This window comes from Comamonas sp. lk (assembly GCF_900564145.1).
Taxonomy (GTDB): domain Bacteria; phylum Pseudomonadota; class Gammaproteobacteria; order Burkholderiales; family Burkholderiaceae_C; genus Comamonas.
Genome location: NZ_UOOB01000001.1, coordinates 641942 through 659865, shown reverse-complemented (window position 1 = coordinate 659865; position 17924 = coordinate 641942). Strand labels below are relative to the sequence as shown.

Genomic DNA, 17924 nt, shown 5'->3' with positions numbered 1-17924 from the left:
CCGACAATCCCTGCCCATGCCTGCCTCAGCCCCTCTCTCTCGCCCCTATATGACCGTGGATGTGTTCACGCAAACCGCCTTGCGTGGCAATCCCGTCGCCGTGGTGCTGGGGGCCGATGGTCTGAGCGATGCGCAAATGCAGGCTTTTGCCTGCTGGACCAATCTGTCCGAAACCACGTTTGTGCTGCAGCCCACAGCCGAAGGTCTGGCCGCCGGGGCCGACTACCAGTTGCGCATCTTCACGCCTGCGGGCGAGCTGGCCTTTGCCGGCCACCCCACGCTGGGCAGCTGCCATGCCTGGCTGGCTCTGGGCGGCGTGCCGCGCAATGCCGATCAGGTGCTGCAGCAATGCAAAAAAGGGCTGGTAGCCATTACCGCCAATATGCAAGGCGCTCTGTTTTTTGAGGCGCCAAGCCTGGACTCGCACGAGGTGAGCGAAGCCGAACTCGGCCCGGTGCTGAAGGCCCTGGGGCTGGAGCGCGAGCAGTTGCTGGCGGCCCGCCATCTGTACAACGGCTCGCCCTGGCTGGGCTTGCTGCTGGATCATCCGGACACGGTGCTGGGCGTGGAGCCCGACTTTGCGGCACTGCAACAGCTGGGCGCCAAGGCCGGTCTGGCCGCGCTGTGCGAACCCGAGGAGCAAGCGCCGCTGATTGGCCGCTCCAGCCGCGAGGCCCGAGCCTTTGCCAAGCAGCAGGCCGAGGCAGAGAAAGCACCTGCATCCACACTGCAACCACGCCTGGAAGTCAGGGCCCTGATCGGCGAGACCGCCAGCGAAGACCCGGTCACCGGCAGCCTGAACGCCGCGTTGGCCCAATGGCTGACAGGCGAGGGCTTGCTGCAGACGCCTTACATCGCCGCCCAGGGCGTTTGCGTGGGCCGCGACGGCCAAGTCCATGTGCAGACCGGCGCCAACAGCCAGCTCTGGGTGGGCGGCCACACCCTGACCCTGGTCAGCGGTCAGGTCTTGCTGTAATCCAACGCAAACCGGCTCAAGCGTGGGGCGTCATGGCGCAGATCTGATCGGCCATGGTTTCGGCCTCCTGCGCGTTGTGGGTGACCAGCACCGCCGTCTGCCCTGCTGCACGCAGGATTTCGCGTACCTCGCGGGTCAGGCGCTCGCGCGTGGTGGCATCCAGATTGGAAAACGGCTCGTCGAGCAGCAACAGGGCCGGCGACGGTGCCAGCGCTCTGGCCAGCGCAATGCGCTGCTGCTGACCGCCCGACAACTCATGCGGGAACTTTCTGCCTGTAGCGGCCAGGCCCACCATGTCCAGCATCTGCTGTACACGCTGCCCGCGCTCGGCCGCCCCCATGCGGCGCAGGCCAAAGCCCACGTTCTGCGCGGCCGTCAGATGCGGAAACAGGCCGTACTCCTGAAACATCATGCCCACATGGCGCTGCTCGGGCGACAGATGCACCTGGGGGCCTGAGAGCAACACCTCGCCCAGATGCACGCTGCCGGCGCGCACCGGTTCGAACCCGGCAATGGCGCGCAGCACCGAGGTCTTGCCGCAGCCCGAGGGCCCCAGCAGGCTGGCGATATGACCGGCGGGCACCTGCAGATCAAAGCCCTGCACCACGGTGTGCAGCCCTTTTGGCGTTTCATAGGCCAGATGCAGTTGCGCGATGCGAAGAGAGGCAGTCATTCAAATACTTCAAAATCAATAGCTTAAAGCGCATGCAAATCATGGGCTTCAGGCATTTTTAATCCAATTCCTGGCGCAGGCTAGAAAGCTGGCTGCGGGCCAGCAGGATCACCGGCACCAGACCGGCCAGCACAATGCCCAGGGCCGCAATCGCACCTTCTTCATAGGTACCGCGCGCGGCCTCGGCATACAGCCAGGTGGCCAGGGTGTCAAAGTCTGCCGGGCGCAGCAAGAGGGTGGCGGGCAGCTCCTTCATCGCATCGACAAACACCAGCATGGCGCTGGTGGCAATCGCAGGGCGCAGCAGCGGCAGATGTACACGGCGCAGCGTGCCCAGGCTGCTTTCGCCCAGCAGGCGCGAGGCCTGCTCCAGCGTGGGCGGAATGCGGGACAGTCCGGCCTCAATCCCCCCCACAGGCATGACCAGAAAGCGGATCACGCAAGCGGCGACCAGCACCGTGCCCAACCCCATCAGCGGCAGGCCGGCCATGCCGAACAGCTGGGCAAAACCGGCATCCAGCGCCAGCGCGGGCGTCAGCAGACCAATGGCCAGCACCGTGCCCGGCACGGCATAGCCGAGAGCCGCCAGTTGCGCCGGCCAGCGCCTGGGCGCGCGGGTGCTGATGCCGCTGCGGGTAGCCCAGGCAACGACCAAGCCGGCAGCCACGGCCAGCGCCGTCACGCCCAATGCCAGCCCCAATGTGTTGTACAGACTGGCCCAGAGCCCGGCCGAAATGCCTGTGCCTTGCGACAGGCGCTTGAAGCTTTCCCATCCCAGATAGGCCGCCGGCGCGGCAAAGCCGATCAACACCGGCAGACCGGTCGCCAGCGTGGCCAGCCAGGCCCAGCCGCCCCGCAGGCGGCGCGGAGCAATCGCGCGCATGCGCTGGGCCGAGCCAAAGCGCTGGCGGCTGCGGCCTCTGCGCTCCAGCCAGACCAAGGCCACCACCATCACCAGCATGGAGCAGGCAATCTGGGCCGCCCCCGCCAGATCCGAGCGCGTGATCCAGGTGGTGTAGACCGATACGGTCAGCGTGTGCACGCCCAGAAATTCGGAGGCCCCGATGTCGTTGAGCGCCTCCAGCAGCGCCAGGCTCAGGCCCACGGCCAGCGCGGGCCGCGCCATGGGCAGGGCCACGCGCCAGAAGGCGCCAAAGCGCGTCTCTCCCAGGGTGCGCGCCGCTTCCATCAGATGGGCCGGCTGGGTCATGAACATGGCCCGCGCCGTCATATACACATAGGGATAGAGCGTGAAGCCCAGCACAAAGATCGCGCCGCCCATGGAGCGCAGATCGGGCAGGCGCCACTGGCGCGGACTGTCATAGCCCAGCAGCCAGCGCAGCGCGCCCTGCACCGGGCCTATGGGGTGCAGCAAATCCAGATAGGCAAAGGCCACGATATAGGCCGGCATGGCCAGCGGCAGCAGCAGTGCCCACAGCAGAAAACGCCGCCCGGGAAAATCGCAGGCCGTCACCAGCCAAGCACAACCCGTACCCACCACCAGCACCACCAGACCCACGCCCGCCAGCAACAAACCCGTGTTCAACGCCGCATCGGGCAGCACATAGCGCAGCAGATGCTGCCAGTGGGCGAAATCCGCCCCCAGCGCCAGCCAGGCCAGCGATGCAATGGGCGCAAGCACCCCCAGCGCAATCAACCAGCTTGCACCCTGCCACACCGGCCCCACGGGCCGCAGCCCTGAACGAAGAAAAGAAAACATCAACAACTAAATCACGCCAAGACCAACGACCCAGAAACAGGTATGCCCCATCGAAGGGGCAGCGCAAGGGACACAACGCTTGATCAAGCATGCCCCCAATCAGGGATGCCAAGCAAGGGCCGCCCCGCAGCGATGGCATCGTCCCCCTCCCCTAGCGCAAAGCGCGTAGAGAGAGGGGGAAGCGGCACAGCCGCTCAGGGGGTGTATTTACTTGTCGAACCCGACTTTATCCACCAGCGCACTGGCCTGCTTGCGGTGTTTGGCAATCTCGGTCAGCGGCAGCGGGTCGATCTTGATCTCGCCAATGCTCTGGGCCACCACGGGGTCCAGTGCCACGCCCTTGCGCACAGGGTGTTCGTAATTGGCCTGGGCATAGAGGTTTTGTGCAGGCTCGGAGACCAGAAACTCCAGCAGCTTCACGGCGCTGGCGCGGTGGGGCGCATGCTTGGCCACGGAGGCGCCGCTGATATTGACGTGGGTGCCGCTCTTGGGGTCGGTAAACGTGGGCTTGACAACCTTGATGGCATCGCCCCACTTGCGGGCGTCCGTGCCTTCCTTGGCGGCCTTCATATGGCCCACGTAATAGGTGTTGGCCAGGCCCACATCGCAGATGCCGCCCAGAATATCGCGTGCCACATCGCGGTCGCCGCCGGTGGCCTTGCGTGCCAGATTGGCCTTGACGCCCTTGAGCCATTGCTCGGTCTTGGCTTCCCCGTCATGGGCAATCATGGCCGCGATCAAGGCCGTGTTGTAAGGGTGCTGACCGGCGCGCGAGCAGACCTTGCCCTTGAACTTGGGGCTGGCCAGGTCTTCATAGCGAAAAGCACCGATCTTCAGGTCTTTTTCCGCATACAGCACACGGGCACGCATGGACAGCGAGAACCACTGGCCGCCGGCATCGCGCAGCTGGGCGGGAATGGCCGATTCCAGTGCCGCAGACTTGACCGGCTGGGTCACGCCGCCATCGACCAGATCCAGCAGATTGCCGATGTCCACCGTCATCAGCAGGTCGGCGGGAGAGCGCTCGCCCTCGGCCTTGACGCGTTCCAGCAGACCGTCCTTCACAAACACGGTTTTCACGCCGATCTGGGTCTGGGCCGTGAAAGCGGCCAGCAGCGGCTGAATCAAAGCCGGTTCACGCGTGGTGTAGAGCGTGAGCTCTTCCTGCGCAGCATGGGCATACAGGGCTGGGGCGCACAGGCTGGCAACGGCGGCCAGTGCGGTCAAGGGGCGTCGGAACATTCAGGTCTCCCAGAAAAATGAATCGTCGGTGGGCAAAAAAAAACACGCCCGCCCCGGAACCTGCACACGACGCCTTCCGCGAGGAAGGGCGTGCGCAGGCTCTCAAGATGGAGCGTGTTGTTATGTTTTTTGCGAATAGCTCTCAATCATCTTAACCTGCCGCCGTCAGGCGGCTGCGCGCAATCCGGAAAAGCCGTGCGGCAATACCCCTAAGCCCGCTGTCGCCCAAGCGCCAGCTGGTCGCCCGCATGACAGCGCGGCCCGGCGGCGGCACAACACAATCCGCCCCATGGGAACCCTCTATCTTGTGCGCCACGGCCAGGCCTCGTTTGGTGCGGATGACTACGATCAGCTCAGTGAGCGCGGGCACGCCCAATCCGTGCGCCTGGGCCAATACTGGCGCGAACGAGGACAGAAATTCGATGCGGTCTACACCGGAACGCTCAAACGCCACCAGCAAACGCTGCAAGGCATTGTTCAGGGCCTGGGCGGGCTGGATCTGCCCGTGCAGGCAGCCCCGGGGCTCAACGAATACGACAGCGAAGCCCTGTTGCGCGCCATTCACCCCGCCCCTTTGCCCAAGGCCGATACGCCCGAGCTGTACCGCCAGCACTTTCGCCTGCTCTGCGATGCGCTGGCCCAGTGGATGGGCGGCACCATCAGCCCGCAAGGCATGCCGGACTGGAATGGGTTCGCCGACGGCGTACACGCCGTTCTGGAGCAAATCCGCCACCAGCATGCCGGGCGCAATGTGCTGCTGGTCAGCAGCGGCGGCCCCATCTCCACGGCCGTGGGCCAGGTGCTGGGCACCTCGCCCGAGGTGACGATTGCACTCAATATGCGGCTGCGCAATAGCGCGGTGACGGAGTTCAGCATCAGCCCCAAGCGCCTGATGCTGCAGACCTTCAACACGCTCAACCACCTAGACACCGACGAACACCGTAGCTGGATCACCAGCGCCTGAGCCGCCAGCCTTAGATGCCGCGCATGCAGGTCTAAGTGCGCTTTGACTCAGCTATTACCGGCGGGCATAGCTGACAGAACAGCGACGCACTATGGGAGAAGAGCGACTCCAGCGACACTGTGGCGTATCAAATTTTGAGACTGCCGAGACCAGCATGCAAAGACGCACTTTTACCCAGACCCTGATCAGTACCGCTGCGGGGGCCGCTTTGCTGGCAGGTTTTGCCGCCCACGCCCAGGGACTGTCCAACCGCCCCATACGCATCGTCGTGCCTTTTGGCGCCGGTGGCGTGGCCGATGTGACGGCCCGCGTGGTGGCGCAGCAGCTGTCCACCCAGCTGGGCCAGCCCGTGGTGATAGACAACAAGCCCAGCGCCGGCGGCATTGTGGCGGCCGATACCGTGGCCAAATCCGCCCCGGACGGCCACACGCTGTTTCTCATGTCCAACGGCAGCGCCGTAACGGTCAATCTGTTCAGCAATCTGCCCTTCGACATGGTCAAGGACCTGACCCCGATTTCCACCTTGGGCTACTTTGATATTGGTGTGATCACCGACGCCCAATCGCCGTTCAAGAACCTGGGCGAGCTGGTCAGCTACGCCAAGACCCATCCCGGCAAGCTCAATCTGGGCAGCATCAATGTGGGCAGTACCCAGCATCTGGCGGCCGAGCTGTTCAAGACCACGGCCGGTATCGACGTGCAGATCGTGCCCTTCAACGGCACGCCGGCCGTGGTGACGGCTCTGCGCGGCAAGCAGATCGATGCGGCCGTGGAAATTCTCACGCCCATCATGGGCCAGATCAATGCCAAGGCCGTGAACCTGCTGGCCGTGACGGGCGATAAGCGCTCGCCCCTGCTGCCCAAGGTGCCCACGGCCCAGGAGTCCGGCGTGAAAGGCTTTGTGGCCTCCTCCTGGAATGCTCTGGCAGCCCCCAGCAAGACTCCGGCCGAGGTGATTGCCCGCCTGAACAAGGAAATCAACGCCGCCGTCAACCACCCCGAGGTCACCAAGAAGCTGCGCGATCTGAACGTGCAAGCCCAGGCCAGCACGCCCGAGCAGACCGCAAAGCTGCTGCAGTCGGAAATCAAGCGCTGGGGCGATGTGATCACGGCGGCCAAAATTCCGAAGCAGTAAGCGCCCCCTGAGGCGCTACGCGCCTTCCCCCTCTCTCGCTTTGCTTCGCAATGCGGGAGGAGGACAACGCCTTCGCCGCGAGGCGGCGGGGCCGCCTAGGCTCTTGCTCAGCGTCTCTGAGTTAGATTGCGCCAGTTTTAGAGCGGTTTGGGTTGATTCTCTACGGTACTCAAGGGCAAGTCATGAATTTCGCCCAGCAGCCTGACCAGGCCCTCGGCCGATGAAGCGACCATGGCCGCGCCGCGCTCTGCCGTTGCGGCAGCGGAGTTGCCTACGGCTCCGGCGGGGTTGTAGTCCTCGATCGCCCAGCCCAGCTTGGCGCTGCGCCCATTGCCGATGAAGTGATATTTTCCGGCACGCACTTCCGACGTGGAAGCAAAGTTCTGCGCCCGCTCCATATGCACGGTCTCGGGTGCCAGATGCAGCATCATCGATGTTTCCACCTCGCCGCCATGGATGCCGAAGCGGTGTTCATGGGCGCAAAACTGCTGATTGGCCGCATCGTCCACCAGACCGAACCAGCTGGCGCTATAGACCAGCAGCCCATGCTGCATCCGCAGCTCGCGGGCCACGATATCCATCACGCTGACCTGGCCGCCATGGCCGTTGAGCAGCAGCAGCTTTTTGATGCCGGAGCGCGCCACGCAGGCGCCCAGCTCGGTCCACAACGCAATCAGCGTGGCGGGCGAGAGCGTCAGCGTGCCGGCATAGCTTGTGTGCTCCACCGACAGGCCTATGTTTTGCGGCGGCAGAAACAGCACCGGCAGATCGGCGGGCAGCAGCGGCAGGGCCTCGGCCATCACGCCTTCGATCAGCCTGGCATCCACATTGAGCGGCAGATGCGGCCCATGCTGCTCCACCGCGCCCACGGGCAGCACGGCCACGGTGCTGGCAGCCAGGCCGCTGGTCTGGGCCTGGGCAAAGTCATGGGCCGAGACCTCGGCCAAGAAGCGTGAAGGCCAAAAGGACTGGGGCGTACTAGAAGAAGCGGCAGATGCATTCATGCCGCCATCGTAGCGGCCCCCGGCTCAGGTGTCGGCACAGGCGTTGCCGTCCGTACCGCCTGGCCCCAGAATCAGCCCATGCCAGCACCCGCCAAACCTTCCACCAAATCACCCACCCGAGACCTGACCCAGGGCCCCATCGCCAGCACGCTGATGGTGTTCTCCCTGCCGATTCTGGCGGGCAATGTGCTGCAGTCGCTCAATGGATCGGTCAATGCCGTCTGGGTGGGCGGCCATCTGGGAGAAGCCGCCCTGACCGCCACGGCCAATGCCAACAATGTGATGTTTGCGCTGATTGGCGCGGTATTCGGCATCAGCATGGCCAGCAATATTCTGGTGGCCCAGGCCATGGGGGCCAAGAAGCTCGGCCAGGCCAAGCGCGTGCTGGGCAGCAGTGCCACGTTTTTCGGCTTTGTCTCGCTGCTGATCGCCCTGCTGGGCGTGCCGCTATCGCGCAAGCTCATGCAGTGGATGGGCACGCCCGAGGAGGCTCTGCATCTGGCCGAGGCCTATCTGCAGATCATTTTCATGGCCATTCCTCTGCTGTTCATGTTCACCTTCGTCACCGCCGTGCTGCGTGGGGCGGGGGACACCAAAACCCCGTTCTGGTTCTTGCTGATCGTGGTGGCGCTGGACATGGCACTCAACCCGCTGTTCATCTTCGGCTGGGGGCCGGTGCCGGCCCTGGGCATCAAGGGCTCTGCCGTGGCCACGCTGATTGCCAACGGCCTGAGTTTTGCGGCCCTGCTGATCTGGCTGCGCACCCGCCGCCACCCGCTGTGGATTGGGCGGCGCCAGCTAGGCCTGTTCAAGCCGGATCTGGCCATCATCCGCACCCTCATCACCAAGGGCCTGCCCATGGGTGTGCAGCTGGTGATGATTTCCATGGCCATGATCGCCATGATTTCCATGGTCAACGCCTATGGCGTCACCACCGCCTCGGCCTATAGCGCCGCCCTGCAGCTGTGGACCTATGTGCAAATGCCGGCCATGGCCATTGGCGCGGCCTGTTCCACCATGGCCGCCCAGAACGTGGGCGCAGGCCTGTGGAAGCGGGTGGACGCAACAGCCCGCGCCGGCATGCTGGTCAATGTGCTGCTGACCGGCGGCCTGATCGCCCTCATCGTGCTGCTGGACCGCTTTGTGCTGGGCTGGTTTCTGCCCCTGGGCAGCCCTTCGCTGGAGGTGGCCCGCCATCTCAACCATATCGCCATAGGCTCGTTCCTGTTCTTTGGCGTCACCTTTGTGCTCTCGGGCGTGGTGCGTTCCACAGGGGCGGTCATGCCGCCGCTGATCATTCTGGCCATCGCCATGTGGGGCATACGCGTGCCGGTGGCCAAGGGCCTGCAAGGTGCACTGGGCGCGGATGCCATCTGGTGGAGCTTTCCCATCAGCTCGCTGGCTTCGGTGCTGATGATCCTGGCCTATTACCGCTGGGGCAACTGGCGCAAGGCACGCATGCTGCCGGCTGCTGTCGCCAAAGCCGAGGAGCAAACCCCGGAGCAGGAAGATGCCGAGGCCGCCACCCCGGTGGACAGCAATGCCTTGCTGGCGCAATCGGGGCCTTGCGAGCGCATTGCAATGCCCGCCGAAGTGGCCGGCCTGCCCCCCTGCCCCGTGGCCACCCAGGCAGCCGCTGCAGAGGCAACGGCAAGCGACAGGAGCCAATAGCCAATAGCCAATAGCCAATAGCCAATAGCCAATAGCCACGACGATCGCCGCTTTGGCCACCGCCGCAGGCCCGGCCCGGCCTAATCACCTGCGGGCACGGCGCGACGACTAAGGAACCAAAATGCAGGCCTGCGCTCCTATATAACGCCATGCACTCCCTCTTCCCTCATCGCCGCCTAGCGGACTCTGCGCTGCTCCTGTGGCTGTCAGTCTTTTTTTTGATAGCTGCCAGCGCTTTATCCACAAGCGCCAGAGCTGAAATTGTTCTTAAAAACAGCCATCTCTCCGCCGCTGTCGCCGGCGCCGCATCGCCCGTGGTGCAGACGCCGCGCGTGCGCGCCGAGCTGGTGGCCCAGGTGCCGGATGGAATTACCGCCGGCCAGACCTTCTGGCTGGGACTGAAGATAGAGCACCAGCCCGACTGGCACACCTACTGGAAGAACGCTGGCGATTCCGGCCTGCCTACGGAGCTGCAGTGGCAGCTGCCCGCAGGCCTTACGGCCGGCGCCATTGACTGGCCCACACCCCATGCGCTGCGTGTAGGCCCTCTGGTCAACTACGGCTATGAAGACATGGTGCTGCTGCCCGTGCCGGTCAAGGTTGCCGATGACTTCAAGGCCCCGGCCTCGGGCATGGTGGAGGTGCAACTCAATGCCAGCTGGCTGGTATGCCGCGTGGAGTGCATTCCGGAGAGCGGCAGTTTTCAGCTGCCCATCGCCGTGCAAGGCAGTACCGCCACCCACGGCGATGCGTTTGTCAAAGCCCAGCTGGCCCAGCCCCGGCTGCTGAAGCCGGCCGGCCAGGCCCAGGTCCAGCCCGACGCGAAAAGCCCGGATTCCGGCAATGCGCTGCGTGATGACCGCATCAAGCTGCGCGTTCCCGGCCTGCCTGCCAACCTGCAAGGCCAGACACTGGAGTTCTACCCCGAAAGCAGCGACACCTTCAAACATGCGGCCGAGTCCGGTAAGGACTGGACGCAGCGCTGGGACGGCGATGTCTGGGTGGCCGAGAATCTGCCTCTGTCCGATATGCGTGGCGACACGCCCCAGCAGCTGGCGGTGGTGCTGGCCCTGGCGCCCGAAAAGCGCGCCGCAGCTCAAAATCAAGGCCAGCCTGTGGCCTGGCGCAGCGAGCTGGCCGTCGCAGGCCAATGGACGCCAGCCACGCTGGCAACCGTCTCTCCGGCGCTGGCCGCCGCTCTGGAAGCCAACAAGAGCGCGGCCCAACCGGCCACCACAGCCGGTAGTTCGACCAGCAGCTCGTCCGGGCTGTGGGCCGCCCTGCTCGGCGGCCTGATTGGCGGGCTGATCCTCAACCTCATGCCTTGCGTGTTCCCGGTACTGGCCATCAAGGTACTTGGCTTTGCAGGCCACGGCCAAAATCGCCGCGCACAGCGCCTGGGCGGCATGGCCTATGCCCTGGGCGTGGTTCTGTCCTTTATGGCGCTGGGCGCCCTGCTACTGGGCCTGCGCGCTGCCGGCCAGCAACTGGGCTGGGGCTTTCAGCTGCAGTCACCGGTGGTCGTGGCGCTGCTGGCAAGCCTGTTTACCCTGCTGGGCCTGAATCTGGCGGGCCTGTTCGAGTTTGGTCGCATGCTGCCCAGCAGCTGGGCCAGCGCCCAGGCGCGCAACCCCGTGGTGGATTCCTTTTTGTCCGGCGTGCTGGCCGTGGCCATTGCATCGCCCTGCACCGCCCCCTTCATGGGCGCCTCGCTGGGCTTTGCGATTGATATGCCGCCCACCCAGGCCTTGATGGTGTTTGCCGCCCTGGGTGTGGGCATGGCCCTGCCCTATGTGCTGGCCAGTTTTGTGCCCGCCGTCGTGGGCTGGCTGCCCCGCCCCGGCGCTTGGATGGAGACCTTCCGCCGGGCCATGGCCTTTCCCATGTTTGCCACGGTGATCTGGCTGGTCTGGGTGCTGGGGCATCAAAGCGGCATGGACGCGGCCGCAGCCTTGCTGGCCCTGCTGCTGGCGCTGGCCGCGCTGATCTGGGCTCTCAACCTCAGCGGCCAAAGCCGCGTCGCACTGGGCATCGCCGCCCTGCTGTTGAGCGCTGTCATTGCCTACCAGGCCGTGCCGCTGATCACCACGCAAGCACCGGCAGCCAGCGAGCAGGCTCAGGCGGGCGAACGCTGGCAGCCCTGGTCTGCCGACAAGCTGCAAGCCTTGCAAGCCGCCGGCCAGCCGGTGTTTGTGGATTTCACCGCCGCATGGTGCGTAACCTGCCAGGTCAACAAGCGCACCACGCTGAACAATGCTGAAGTGCTGGCCGCTTTCGATGCCCGCAAGGTGCAATTGCTGCGCGCCGACTGGACGCGGCAGGACCCGGCCATCACCCAGGCTTTGCAAGCTCTGGGCCGCAGCGGCGTGCCGGTCTATGTGCTGTACGCCCCTGGAAAAACGCCCCTGGTGATGACCGAGCTGCTGAGCAAGAGCGAGGTGCTGGATGCGCTGAAAAGCCTGTAGTCCGCCGCAACCACCCAGCCCCAGGGAGCGATTCATCGCTCCCTTTTTTCATGCAGGCCGCGCCCCACCCTATGGCGCAGCCACGGCAAAAGTCCTAGACTGAAACGGCTCCAGGGGCCTTTCCACGGAGCAGAGTTGTGCAGCTGCCGCATCCTGTGCAAAGAGCGCAGCTGTACACCTCCATCCCAGCCAGGAGGTGAATCATGCATGCGCTTCATCTACATCCCTCGCCACGCAACCGCAGTCTGCTGATGGCACTGGTTCTGGCCAGTCTGGCGGTGGCCGGTCTGGTTCTGCCCTTTGTCTGGGATGCGCTGGCGGCCATCAACGAGCTGCCCAAAATGCTTTGGCTACAACATGCGCTGGCGCAAGTGCCTATTGCCAGCTGGCTGATGATGTTTGTCTGGGGAGCGGCCGTTCCGGCTGTGCTTCTGCTGGGCATGCACAAGGCACCGGCCTTCAGACTGAGCTGCGCGCTGACCATTGCCGCACTGATGCTGATTGCTGTCACCTGGTATGTGCACATGCCGGCATCCAGCCAATGCATGGCCATGTACAGCAAAGCCGAATGGGCCTGCACGCTGCTGCGCTGGGGCTATAGCCTGAGTCTGGGCTTGGCCACAGCCGCCTATGTGTTCACCATGCTGGCCATGGGCTTCTCGGCCCTGGGTCTGCTGGCCGAAAACCTGGAAGAGCCCAAGGCCCACACCTGACACAACAAGCCCATCTTGCGCGCATGCGCATGGGCTAGTCCAAACGCTCAATGCAAAGAGCGGGTGTTTTGCACCCGCTCTTTTTTGTTCACTGACTACATTCGCCCGTGGCTGGGACAGCGCTTATTTCTTGAACGATTTTTCTGCGGCGTTGGCCAGGTCGGCCACCTTGGCTTCGGCCTTACCCGTGGCTTTTTCCAGCTTGCCTTCCACTTCCAGCTTGGTGTTGCCGGTCAGCTTGCCTGCAGCCTCTTTGATCGCTCCCTTGGCCTGATCCACACGACCGGTGATCTGTTCCTTCTTCATAAGCCACTCCTTTGCTTCGATAAACAAGCCGTCAGATCCGCATCTGAGCCGGCCAGTCACCTCACTGTGCCCTGCTTTGGGCCAGCCTCTCGTCGGAGCCCAAGGCCCAGGCCGGTCATCAGCTGCGACCTGGTCGGGTAGGAGAACAGAGCTTGAAAATCATCAAAATCAATAGCTTAAAGTCATTGAATTCAAAGGCAGGAGCAGCATTTTTTGCATGAATCAAAATGCAAGCACCAGCGGTATGCGGCGGGAAAGCAGCAGGAAATGCGCCTTAACTACGGCGGCCAAACAGGCGCCGGTAGCGCGATGGCAGATCCTGCATGCGCATCATGATGGGCAGATCGGCGGTGTTGAAATCGCTATCCCAGGCCGGAGCCCCCAGCACCTTGGCGCCCGTGCGCAAATAGCCCTGAATCAGCGCCGGAGGTTCTACCTTGAGGGCGCTGGCAGAGACATCGCTGGCATGGGCCAGCTGCTCCGGCAAGGCCACGCGCGGCTGCACCTGAAACTGCGCTTCGGCCAGATGCGTCTGGCGCAGCTGCTGCCAGATGCGTGCCGGCCCTTCGCCGTGGGCCAGACCCGGGTACTGCATGGGAATGCTGGCGCAGCCCACCATGGTTTCCAGCTGATTGCCCTGCATGAATTCGGCCAGAGCACCCCACAGGGCCAGAATGACGCCGCCCTGGCGATGCTCGGCATGAACACAGCTGCGACCCAGCTCCACCATATTCGGGCGCAGGGCATCGATGGCTGCAAGCTCAAACTCCTGATCGCTGTACAAGCCGCCGGCTCGAATCGCCTGGGTGGGAGTGAGTAAACGATAAGTGCCTATCACCTTGCCCTGCACTTCGTCGCAGACCATCAGGTGTTCGCAGAAATCATCAAAGACATCGATGTCGTGACCGGCCAGCGGTGTCTGCAGCAGCGCGCCCATTTCTTCGGCAAACACCTGGTAGCGCAGACGCTGGACCTGGCGCACTTCATCCTGGTGTCTGGCCCAGCGCACATTCAGTCGCAAGGGCGCTGCTGGCGGCGCGGTTTGAGAGGAAAGCGGAGCAAGTGGCGACTGGGGCGCTCTGATGACCTGAGGGTTCAGCGCTTCAAATACGTCAGGATGCCTCATATCTGCTTTCCTCTCTGTGTTGGACGCAGTTGGCGGCCTGCCTGTGCCACACGGTATGCCTGCGTGTCGCTATTGTGGAAAACACAGATGAAGCGCTTGCGACAATTGCATGACGATTGCATGACAGACATGAAAAAAGCAGCTGCGAACAGCTGCTTTCGAGGCGGCCTGCAAGCCCGGACTCAGGCGACAGCCTGCGCCTTGTTGCCCATACCCAGATAGGTATCGATGATGCGTCTATCGTTGAGCAAGTCCCGTGCAGAGCCCGTGAGCGCCACCGCCCCCATCTCCAGCACATAGGCGCGATCGGCCACCTTGAGTGCCGCTCTGGCGTTTTGCTCCACCAGCAGCACGGAGACACCATGGTTGCGCAGGCTGGCCACCACTTGCAACACCTCACGCACGATCAAGGGTGCCAGGCCCAGAGAAGGCTCATCAAGCATGAGCAGACGCGGCTTGGCCATCAGCGCCCGGCCTATGGCCAGCATCTGCCGCTCGCCGCCCGAGAGCGTGGAAGCCATTTGCACCCGCCTTTCCTTGAGGCGCGGGAAGATGGCAAACACCTCTTCCATGCGCTGGCTCTGATCGCGCTGGCCTTTGCGCCAAAGCGAAAAGCCGCCCAGCAGCAGATTGTCTTCCACCGACATTTCGCCAAACAGCTCGCGCTTTTCCGGCACCAGACTGACACCGCGCGCCACCATGGCCTCCACCGATGGGCGTGCAATGCGCGCCTCGTCAAAGCAGACTTCCCCCTTGGAGGGCAGCAAACCCATGGCCGCAGACAGCAGCGTGGTCTTTCCCGCTCCATTGGGGCCGATGACGGTGACGATTTCCCCGGCGCGCACGTCCAGATCCACCTGATGGATCGCCTCCACCGGGCCGTAGGAGACGCTGAGGCCGCGCAGCTGCAACAGATTCTTTTCACTCATGCGGCACTCTCCTCATCATCGCCACCACCCAGATAGGCATCGAGCACCCGCTGATTGGACTGAATCTCGGCAGGCGATCCGGCAGCGATCACGGTACCGAACTCCAGCACGGTGATGCGGTCGGCCAGATTCATCACAAACTCCATATCGTGCTCCACCACCAGAATGCCTAGCCCCTGGGCCCGCAGCTGACGCAGCAAATCGGCCAGCGCCTGCTTTTCCAGGTGGCGCAAGCCGGCGGCCGGCTCATCGAGCAGCAGCGCGGCCGGCTGGCCGGCCAGGGCACGGGCAATTTCCACAATCCGCTGCTGACCCAGAGCCAGAGACGCCGCAGGCAGATGGGCAAACGCCGCCAGGCCGCAGCGCTCTATCTGCTGGCGGGCTTCGTCCAGCAGAGCGGCTTCTTCGGCCCTGTCCATGCGCAGCATGGAGGCCAGCCAGCCTTTGTGTGCGCGCTGATGCGCGCCCAGGGCCACGTTCTCCAGCACGCTGCGCTGCCCCTGCAGGCGCACATGCTGGAAGGTACGTCCCAGGCCCAGCGCCGCAAAAGCACGCGATGGCGCATGGCCCATGGTCTTGCCCATGAGCTGCACCTGGCCTTCGGTGGCCGAATCCACGCCCGAGATCATGTTGAAGAAGGTGCTCTTGCCCGCACCGTTAGGGCCGATCAAGGCATGGACTTCACCGGCCTTGAGCGTCATGGACACGTCGTTGTTCGCCACCAGACCGCCAAAGCGCTTGGTCACATGCTCTGCAGCCAGCAGCACCGTACCGGCAGGCGGCAACGCATGCTGATCCAGCGGCTTGACGGCAGCGGGCAGCGCCGCTTGCGGCTGGTAGACCCAGCGCGAGGCCATGCGCTGCAGCGTAGGCCACAGCCCTTCGGCAAAGCGCTGCAGCACCAGCACCATCAACAGGCCGAAAACAATGACTTCAAAGTTGCCGTTGGTGCCCAGCAGCGCGGGCAGTATGTCCTGCAGCTTTTCCTTGAGCAAGGTGATGACCGTTGCACCCAGCACCGCGCCCCAGAGATGGCCGGCACCACCGACCACGGCCATGAACAGGTATTCAATGCCGATATTGAGGTTGAAGGGCGCGGGACTCACAAAGCGCTGCATGTGCGCATAAAGCCAGCCCGACAGCGTGGCCAGCAAAGCCGCCAGCACAAACAGTTTGACCCGGTGGCGCGCGGTGTGGATGCCCATGGATTCCGCCATGATCTGCCCGCCCTTGAGCGAGCGGATGGCGCGGCCCTCACGCGAATCGAGCAGGTTGTGCAGCAGCCACAAGGCCAGCAGCAGCACGATCCAGATCACCACGCCCATGGCGCGCGGCGACTCCAGCGACAGGCTGCCGAACTTGATGGCCGGAACGCTGGTGATGCCCGTCTGGCCGCCCAGAAATTCCATATTGCCGAACAGGTAGTACAGACTCAGGCCCCAGGCAATCGTGCACAGCGGCAGGTAATGCCCTTGCAGCTTGACCGTGACCGCGCCCAGAAACCAGGCCACCACAAACGTGATGAGCAAACCCAGCAGCAAGCCCACCCAGGGCAGACCGTTGGTTCCGACCAGAGCACCCAGCGCCTGGGTGGCCACGGGCGAGGTGCCCACCCAGGCCGTGGCATAAGCGCCTATGCCCACAAAAGCGGCCTGACCAAACGAGGTCATGCCGCCCACGCCGGTGAGCATGACCAGACCAGCTGCCACGATGGAATACAAGCCGATATAGCTCAGTATCACCACCGTGAAATCAGGCAAAAAGCCCCAGGACACGGCCAGCAGAGCGACGGCCATCAGCGTCAGCGCACGGGTGCTGACGAAGCCACGGCGCGCGGGCGCTGCCGCAGGCTCGGCCGGTTTGGCCTGCGCTGTTTGAGAGGTGAGGGGCGCGCTCATTCTTCTTCCTCCACATGGTGACTGCTGCGTGAACGCCACCACAGCACGGGAATGATCAGAGTGAACACCAGAACTTCCTTGTATGCGCTGGCCCAGAATGAAGAGAAAGCTTCCAGCAGCCCCACCAGCAAAGCCCCGGCCAGGGCCAGCGGGTAGCTGGCCAGGCCCGCCACAATGGCGGCCACAAAGCCTTTGAGGCCCATGAGAAAGCCGGTGTCGTAATACACGGTGGTGATGGGGGCGATCAGCAGACCGGAGACCGCACCAATCAAGGCGGCCAGCGCAAAACTGACATCACCCGCCAGACCGGCGGGAATGCCCATCAGACGCGCGCCCACGCGGTTGATGGCTGTGGCGCGCAAGGCCTTGCCCACCATGGAGCGGCCAAAGAACACAAACAGCGCCAGCACCAGGCAGATGGCCGTGCCGACCACCACCAGCGACTGGCCGGAGATACCTATATCGCCGAGCTGAAACTGCGCCTCGGAAAACGCCGGAGTGCGAGAACCTTCAGCACCAAAGAAAACCAGGCCCAGCCCCACCAGAACGCCGTGCATTGCTACGGAAACAATGAGCAGGCTCAGCACCGTGGCGTTGGCCAGAGGGCGGTAGACCAGGCGATACATCAGCGGCCCCATGGGCGTGATGATGGCCAGCGTGGTGATGGCTTGCAAAATCAGCGACGAAGGGCGCAGTCCCCAGGCCAGGGCCAAGGCCACACAGGGCGCAACCACCGTCCAGAAAATCGAGGCCGACCAGCTCACTTCGCGACCTGCACGGGCCCGCAGGATATCCAGCACCAGCACCATGGCAGCCAGCGCCACCAGCAGCCACAAGGTGGTCGGCAAACGCCCGGTCTGCATCATGGCCAGGGTCAGCGCGCCAAATGACACGAACTCTCCCTGGGGAATGAAGATGACGCGGGTTACGGAGAAAACAAGCACCAGAGCCACAGCCAGCAGCCCATAGATGGCGCCGTTGACTATACCGTCCTGCCCGAGCAGCAAGGCAATCTGCAAATCCATATTCGACACTTTCGCGAAAGCAGCCTGCAGCCGGCCCTGCCCCGACGCGCCGGCCATGCGCCAGCGACTTCAGGACA

15 protein-coding genes are annotated in these 17924 nt (G+C 63.9%); 6 read left to right on the top strand and 9 right to left on the bottom strand.

The window, feature by feature from the left end; translation table 11 throughout:
- Window positions 1–49: 49 nt before the first annotated feature.
- Window positions 50–976 (top strand): PhzF family phenazine biosynthesis protein, encoded by a 927-nt coding sequence (locus EAO39_RS03015; protein WP_120966087.1) that lies wholly within the window; start codon window positions 50–52, stop codon window positions 974–976.
- Between the two features lie 16 nt (window positions 977–992).
- Here EAO39_RS03015 and EAO39_RS03010 read toward each other — a convergent pair whose 3' ends face one another.
- The 3 genes from EAO39_RS03010 to EAO39_RS03000 form a co-directional block, all read right to left on the bottom strand.
- Window positions 993–1649 (bottom strand): ATP-binding cassette domain-containing protein, encoded by a 657-nt coding sequence (locus EAO39_RS03010; RefSeq protein WP_120966085.1) that lies wholly within the window; start codon window positions 1647–1649, stop codon window positions 993–995.
- 58 nt (window positions 1650–1707) lie between these two features.
- The gene (locus EAO39_RS03005; protein WP_120966083.1) at window positions 1708–3369 is read right to left on the bottom strand and encodes an iron ABC transporter permease; all 1662 of its coding nucleotides are present in this window, start codon (window positions 3367–3369) and stop codon (window positions 1708–1710) included.
- A gap of 207 nt (window positions 3370–3576) precedes the next feature.
- Window positions 3577–4611, bottom strand: a complete 1035-nt coding sequence (locus EAO39_RS03000) for an extracellular solute-binding protein (protein ID WP_120966081.1) — start codon at window positions 4609–4611, stop codon at window positions 3577–3579.
- 289 nt (window positions 4612–4900) lie between these two features.
- Here EAO39_RS03000 and EAO39_RS02995 point away from each other — a divergent pair, with 289 nt between their 5' ends.
- Together EAO39_RS02995 and EAO39_RS02990 are read left to right on the top strand one after the other, a co-directional pair.
- Window positions 4901–5575, top strand: a complete 675-nt coding sequence (locus tag EAO39_RS02995) for a histidine phosphatase family protein (protein WP_120966080.1) — start codon at window positions 4901–4903, stop codon at window positions 5573–5575.
- Window positions 5576–5729: 154 nt separating this feature from the next.
- On the top strand, window positions 5730–6710 hold the full coding sequence (locus tag EAO39_RS02990) for a tripartite tricarboxylate transporter substrate binding protein (protein WP_120966078.1): 981 nt from the start codon (window positions 5730–5732) through the stop codon (window positions 6708–6710).
- Window positions 6711–6847: 137 nt separating this feature from the next.
- Here the strand turns inward: EAO39_RS02990 and EAO39_RS02985 are convergent, their stop codons facing one another.
- Window positions 6848–7714, bottom strand: coding sequence for a creatininase family protein (locus EAO39_RS02985; RefSeq protein ID WP_120966075.1), 867 nt, complete (start codon window positions 7712–7714; stop codon window positions 6848–6850).
- Between the two features lie 78 nt (window positions 7715–7792).
- Here EAO39_RS02985 and EAO39_RS02980 point away from each other — a divergent pair, with 78 nt between their 5' ends.
- From EAO39_RS02980 to EAO39_RS02970, 3 genes are all read left to right on the top strand, one after another.
- A complete protein-coding gene (locus EAO39_RS02980) occupies window positions 7793–9385 on the top strand; it encodes an MATE family efflux transporter (RefSeq protein ID WP_120966073.1) in 1593 nt (530 codons plus the stop codon).
- 149 nt (window positions 9386–9534) lie between these two features.
- Window positions 9535–11850 carry a thioredoxin family protein gene (locus tag EAO39_RS02975; RefSeq protein WP_120966071.1) on the top strand — a complete coding sequence of 772 codons (2316 nt, stop codon included), beginning with the start codon at window positions 9535–9537 and terminating at the stop codon, window positions 11848–11850.
- 203 nt (window positions 11851–12053) lie between these two features.
- Complete coding sequence (locus EAO39_RS02970) at window positions 12054–12563, top strand: hypothetical protein (protein WP_120966069.1); 510 nt, start codon at window positions 12054–12056, stop codon at window positions 12561–12563.
- A 123-nt stretch (window positions 12564–12686) separates the two neighbouring features.
- Here EAO39_RS02970 and EAO39_RS02965 read toward each other — a convergent pair whose 3' ends face one another.
- The 5 genes from EAO39_RS02965 to EAO39_RS02945 form a co-directional block, all read right to left on the bottom strand.
- Entirely contained in the window at window positions 12687–12869 is a 183-nt protein-coding gene (locus tag EAO39_RS02965; RefSeq protein WP_120966066.1) for a CsbD family protein, read from the bottom strand.
- A 274-nt stretch (window positions 12870–13143) separates the two neighbouring features.
- Window positions 13144–13995: a GNAT family N-acyltransferase gene (locus tag EAO39_RS02960; RefSeq protein ID WP_120966064.1), complete on the bottom strand. Its 852-nt coding sequence runs from the start codon at window positions 13993–13995 to the stop codon at window positions 13144–13146.
- A gap of 182 nt (window positions 13996–14177) precedes the next feature.
- Window positions 14178–14924, bottom strand: coding sequence for an ABC transporter ATP-binding protein (locus tag EAO39_RS02955; RefSeq protein WP_120966062.1), 747 nt, complete (start codon window positions 14922–14924; stop codon window positions 14178–14180).
- A complete protein-coding gene (locus EAO39_RS02950) occupies window positions 14921–16822 on the bottom strand; it encodes a branched-chain amino acid ABC transporter ATP-binding protein/permease (RefSeq protein WP_120966060.1) in 1902 nt (633 codons plus the stop codon). Before EAO39_RS02950 ends, EAO39_RS02955 begins: the two co-directional genes overlap by 4 nt.
- The gene (locus EAO39_RS02945; protein WP_120970618.1) at window positions 16819–17847 is read right to left on the bottom strand and encodes a branched-chain amino acid ABC transporter permease; all 1029 of its coding nucleotides are present in this window, start codon (window positions 17845–17847) and stop codon (window positions 16819–16821) included. The genes EAO39_RS02950 and EAO39_RS02945 overlap by 4 nt, the downstream gene beginning before the upstream one ends.
- Window positions 17848–17924 lie beyond the last annotated feature (77 nt).

Coding starts and splice junctions, on each gene's coding strand:
- EAO39_RS03000 (WP_120966081.1), bottom strand. CDS start 4,611: ATGTTCCGACGCCCCTTGACCGCACTGGCCGCCGTTGCCAGCCTGTGC.
- EAO39_RS02955 (WP_120966062.1), bottom strand. CDS start 14,924: ATGAGTGAAAAGAATCTGTTGCAGCTGCGCGGCCTCAGCGTCTCCTAC.
- EAO39_RS02945 (WP_120970618.1), bottom strand. CDS start 17,847: ATGGATTTGCAGATTGCCTTGCTGCTCGGGCAGGACGGTATAGTCAAC.
- EAO39_RS02995 (WP_120966080.1), top strand. CDS start 4,901: ATGGGAACCCTCTATCTTGTGCGCCACGGCCAGGCCTCGTTTGGTGCG.
- EAO39_RS03015 (WP_120966087.1), top strand. CDS start 50: ATGACCGTGGATGTGTTCACGCAAACCGCCTTGCGTGGCAATCCCGTC.
- EAO39_RS03005 (WP_120966083.1), bottom strand. CDS start 3,369: ATGTTTTCTTTTCTTCGTTCAGGGCTGCGGCCCGTGGGGCCGGTGTGG.
- EAO39_RS02950 (WP_120966060.1), bottom strand. CDS start 16,822: ATGAGCGCGCCCCTCACCTCTCAAACAGCGCAGGCCAAACCGGCCGAG.
- EAO39_RS02975 (WP_120966071.1), top strand. CDS start 9,535: ATGCACTCCCTCTTCCCTCATCGCCGCCTAGCGGACTCTGCGCTGCTC.
- EAO39_RS02985 (WP_120966075.1), bottom strand. CDS start 7,714: ATGAATGCATCTGCCGCTTCTTCTAGTACGCCCCAGTCCTTTTGGCCT.
- EAO39_RS02960 (WP_120966064.1), bottom strand. CDS start 13,995: ATGAGGCATCCTGACGTATTTGAAGCGCTGAACCCTCAGGTCATCAGA.
- EAO39_RS02980 (WP_120966073.1), top strand. CDS start 7,793: ATGCCAGCACCCGCCAAACCTTCCACCAAATCACCCACCCGAGACCTG.
- EAO39_RS03010 (WP_120966085.1), bottom strand. CDS start 1,649: ATGACTGCCTCTCTTCGCATCGCGCAACTGCATCTGGCCTATGAAACG.
- EAO39_RS02970 (WP_120966069.1), top strand. CDS start 12,054: ATGCATGCGCTTCATCTACATCCCTCGCCACGCAACCGCAGTCTGCTG.
- EAO39_RS02990 (WP_120966078.1), top strand. CDS start 5,730: ATGCAAAGACGCACTTTTACCCAGACCCTGATCAGTACCGCTGCGGGG.
- EAO39_RS02965 (WP_120966066.1), bottom strand. CDS start 12,869: ATGAAGAAGGAACAGATCACCGGTCGTGTGGATCAGGCCAAGGGAGCG.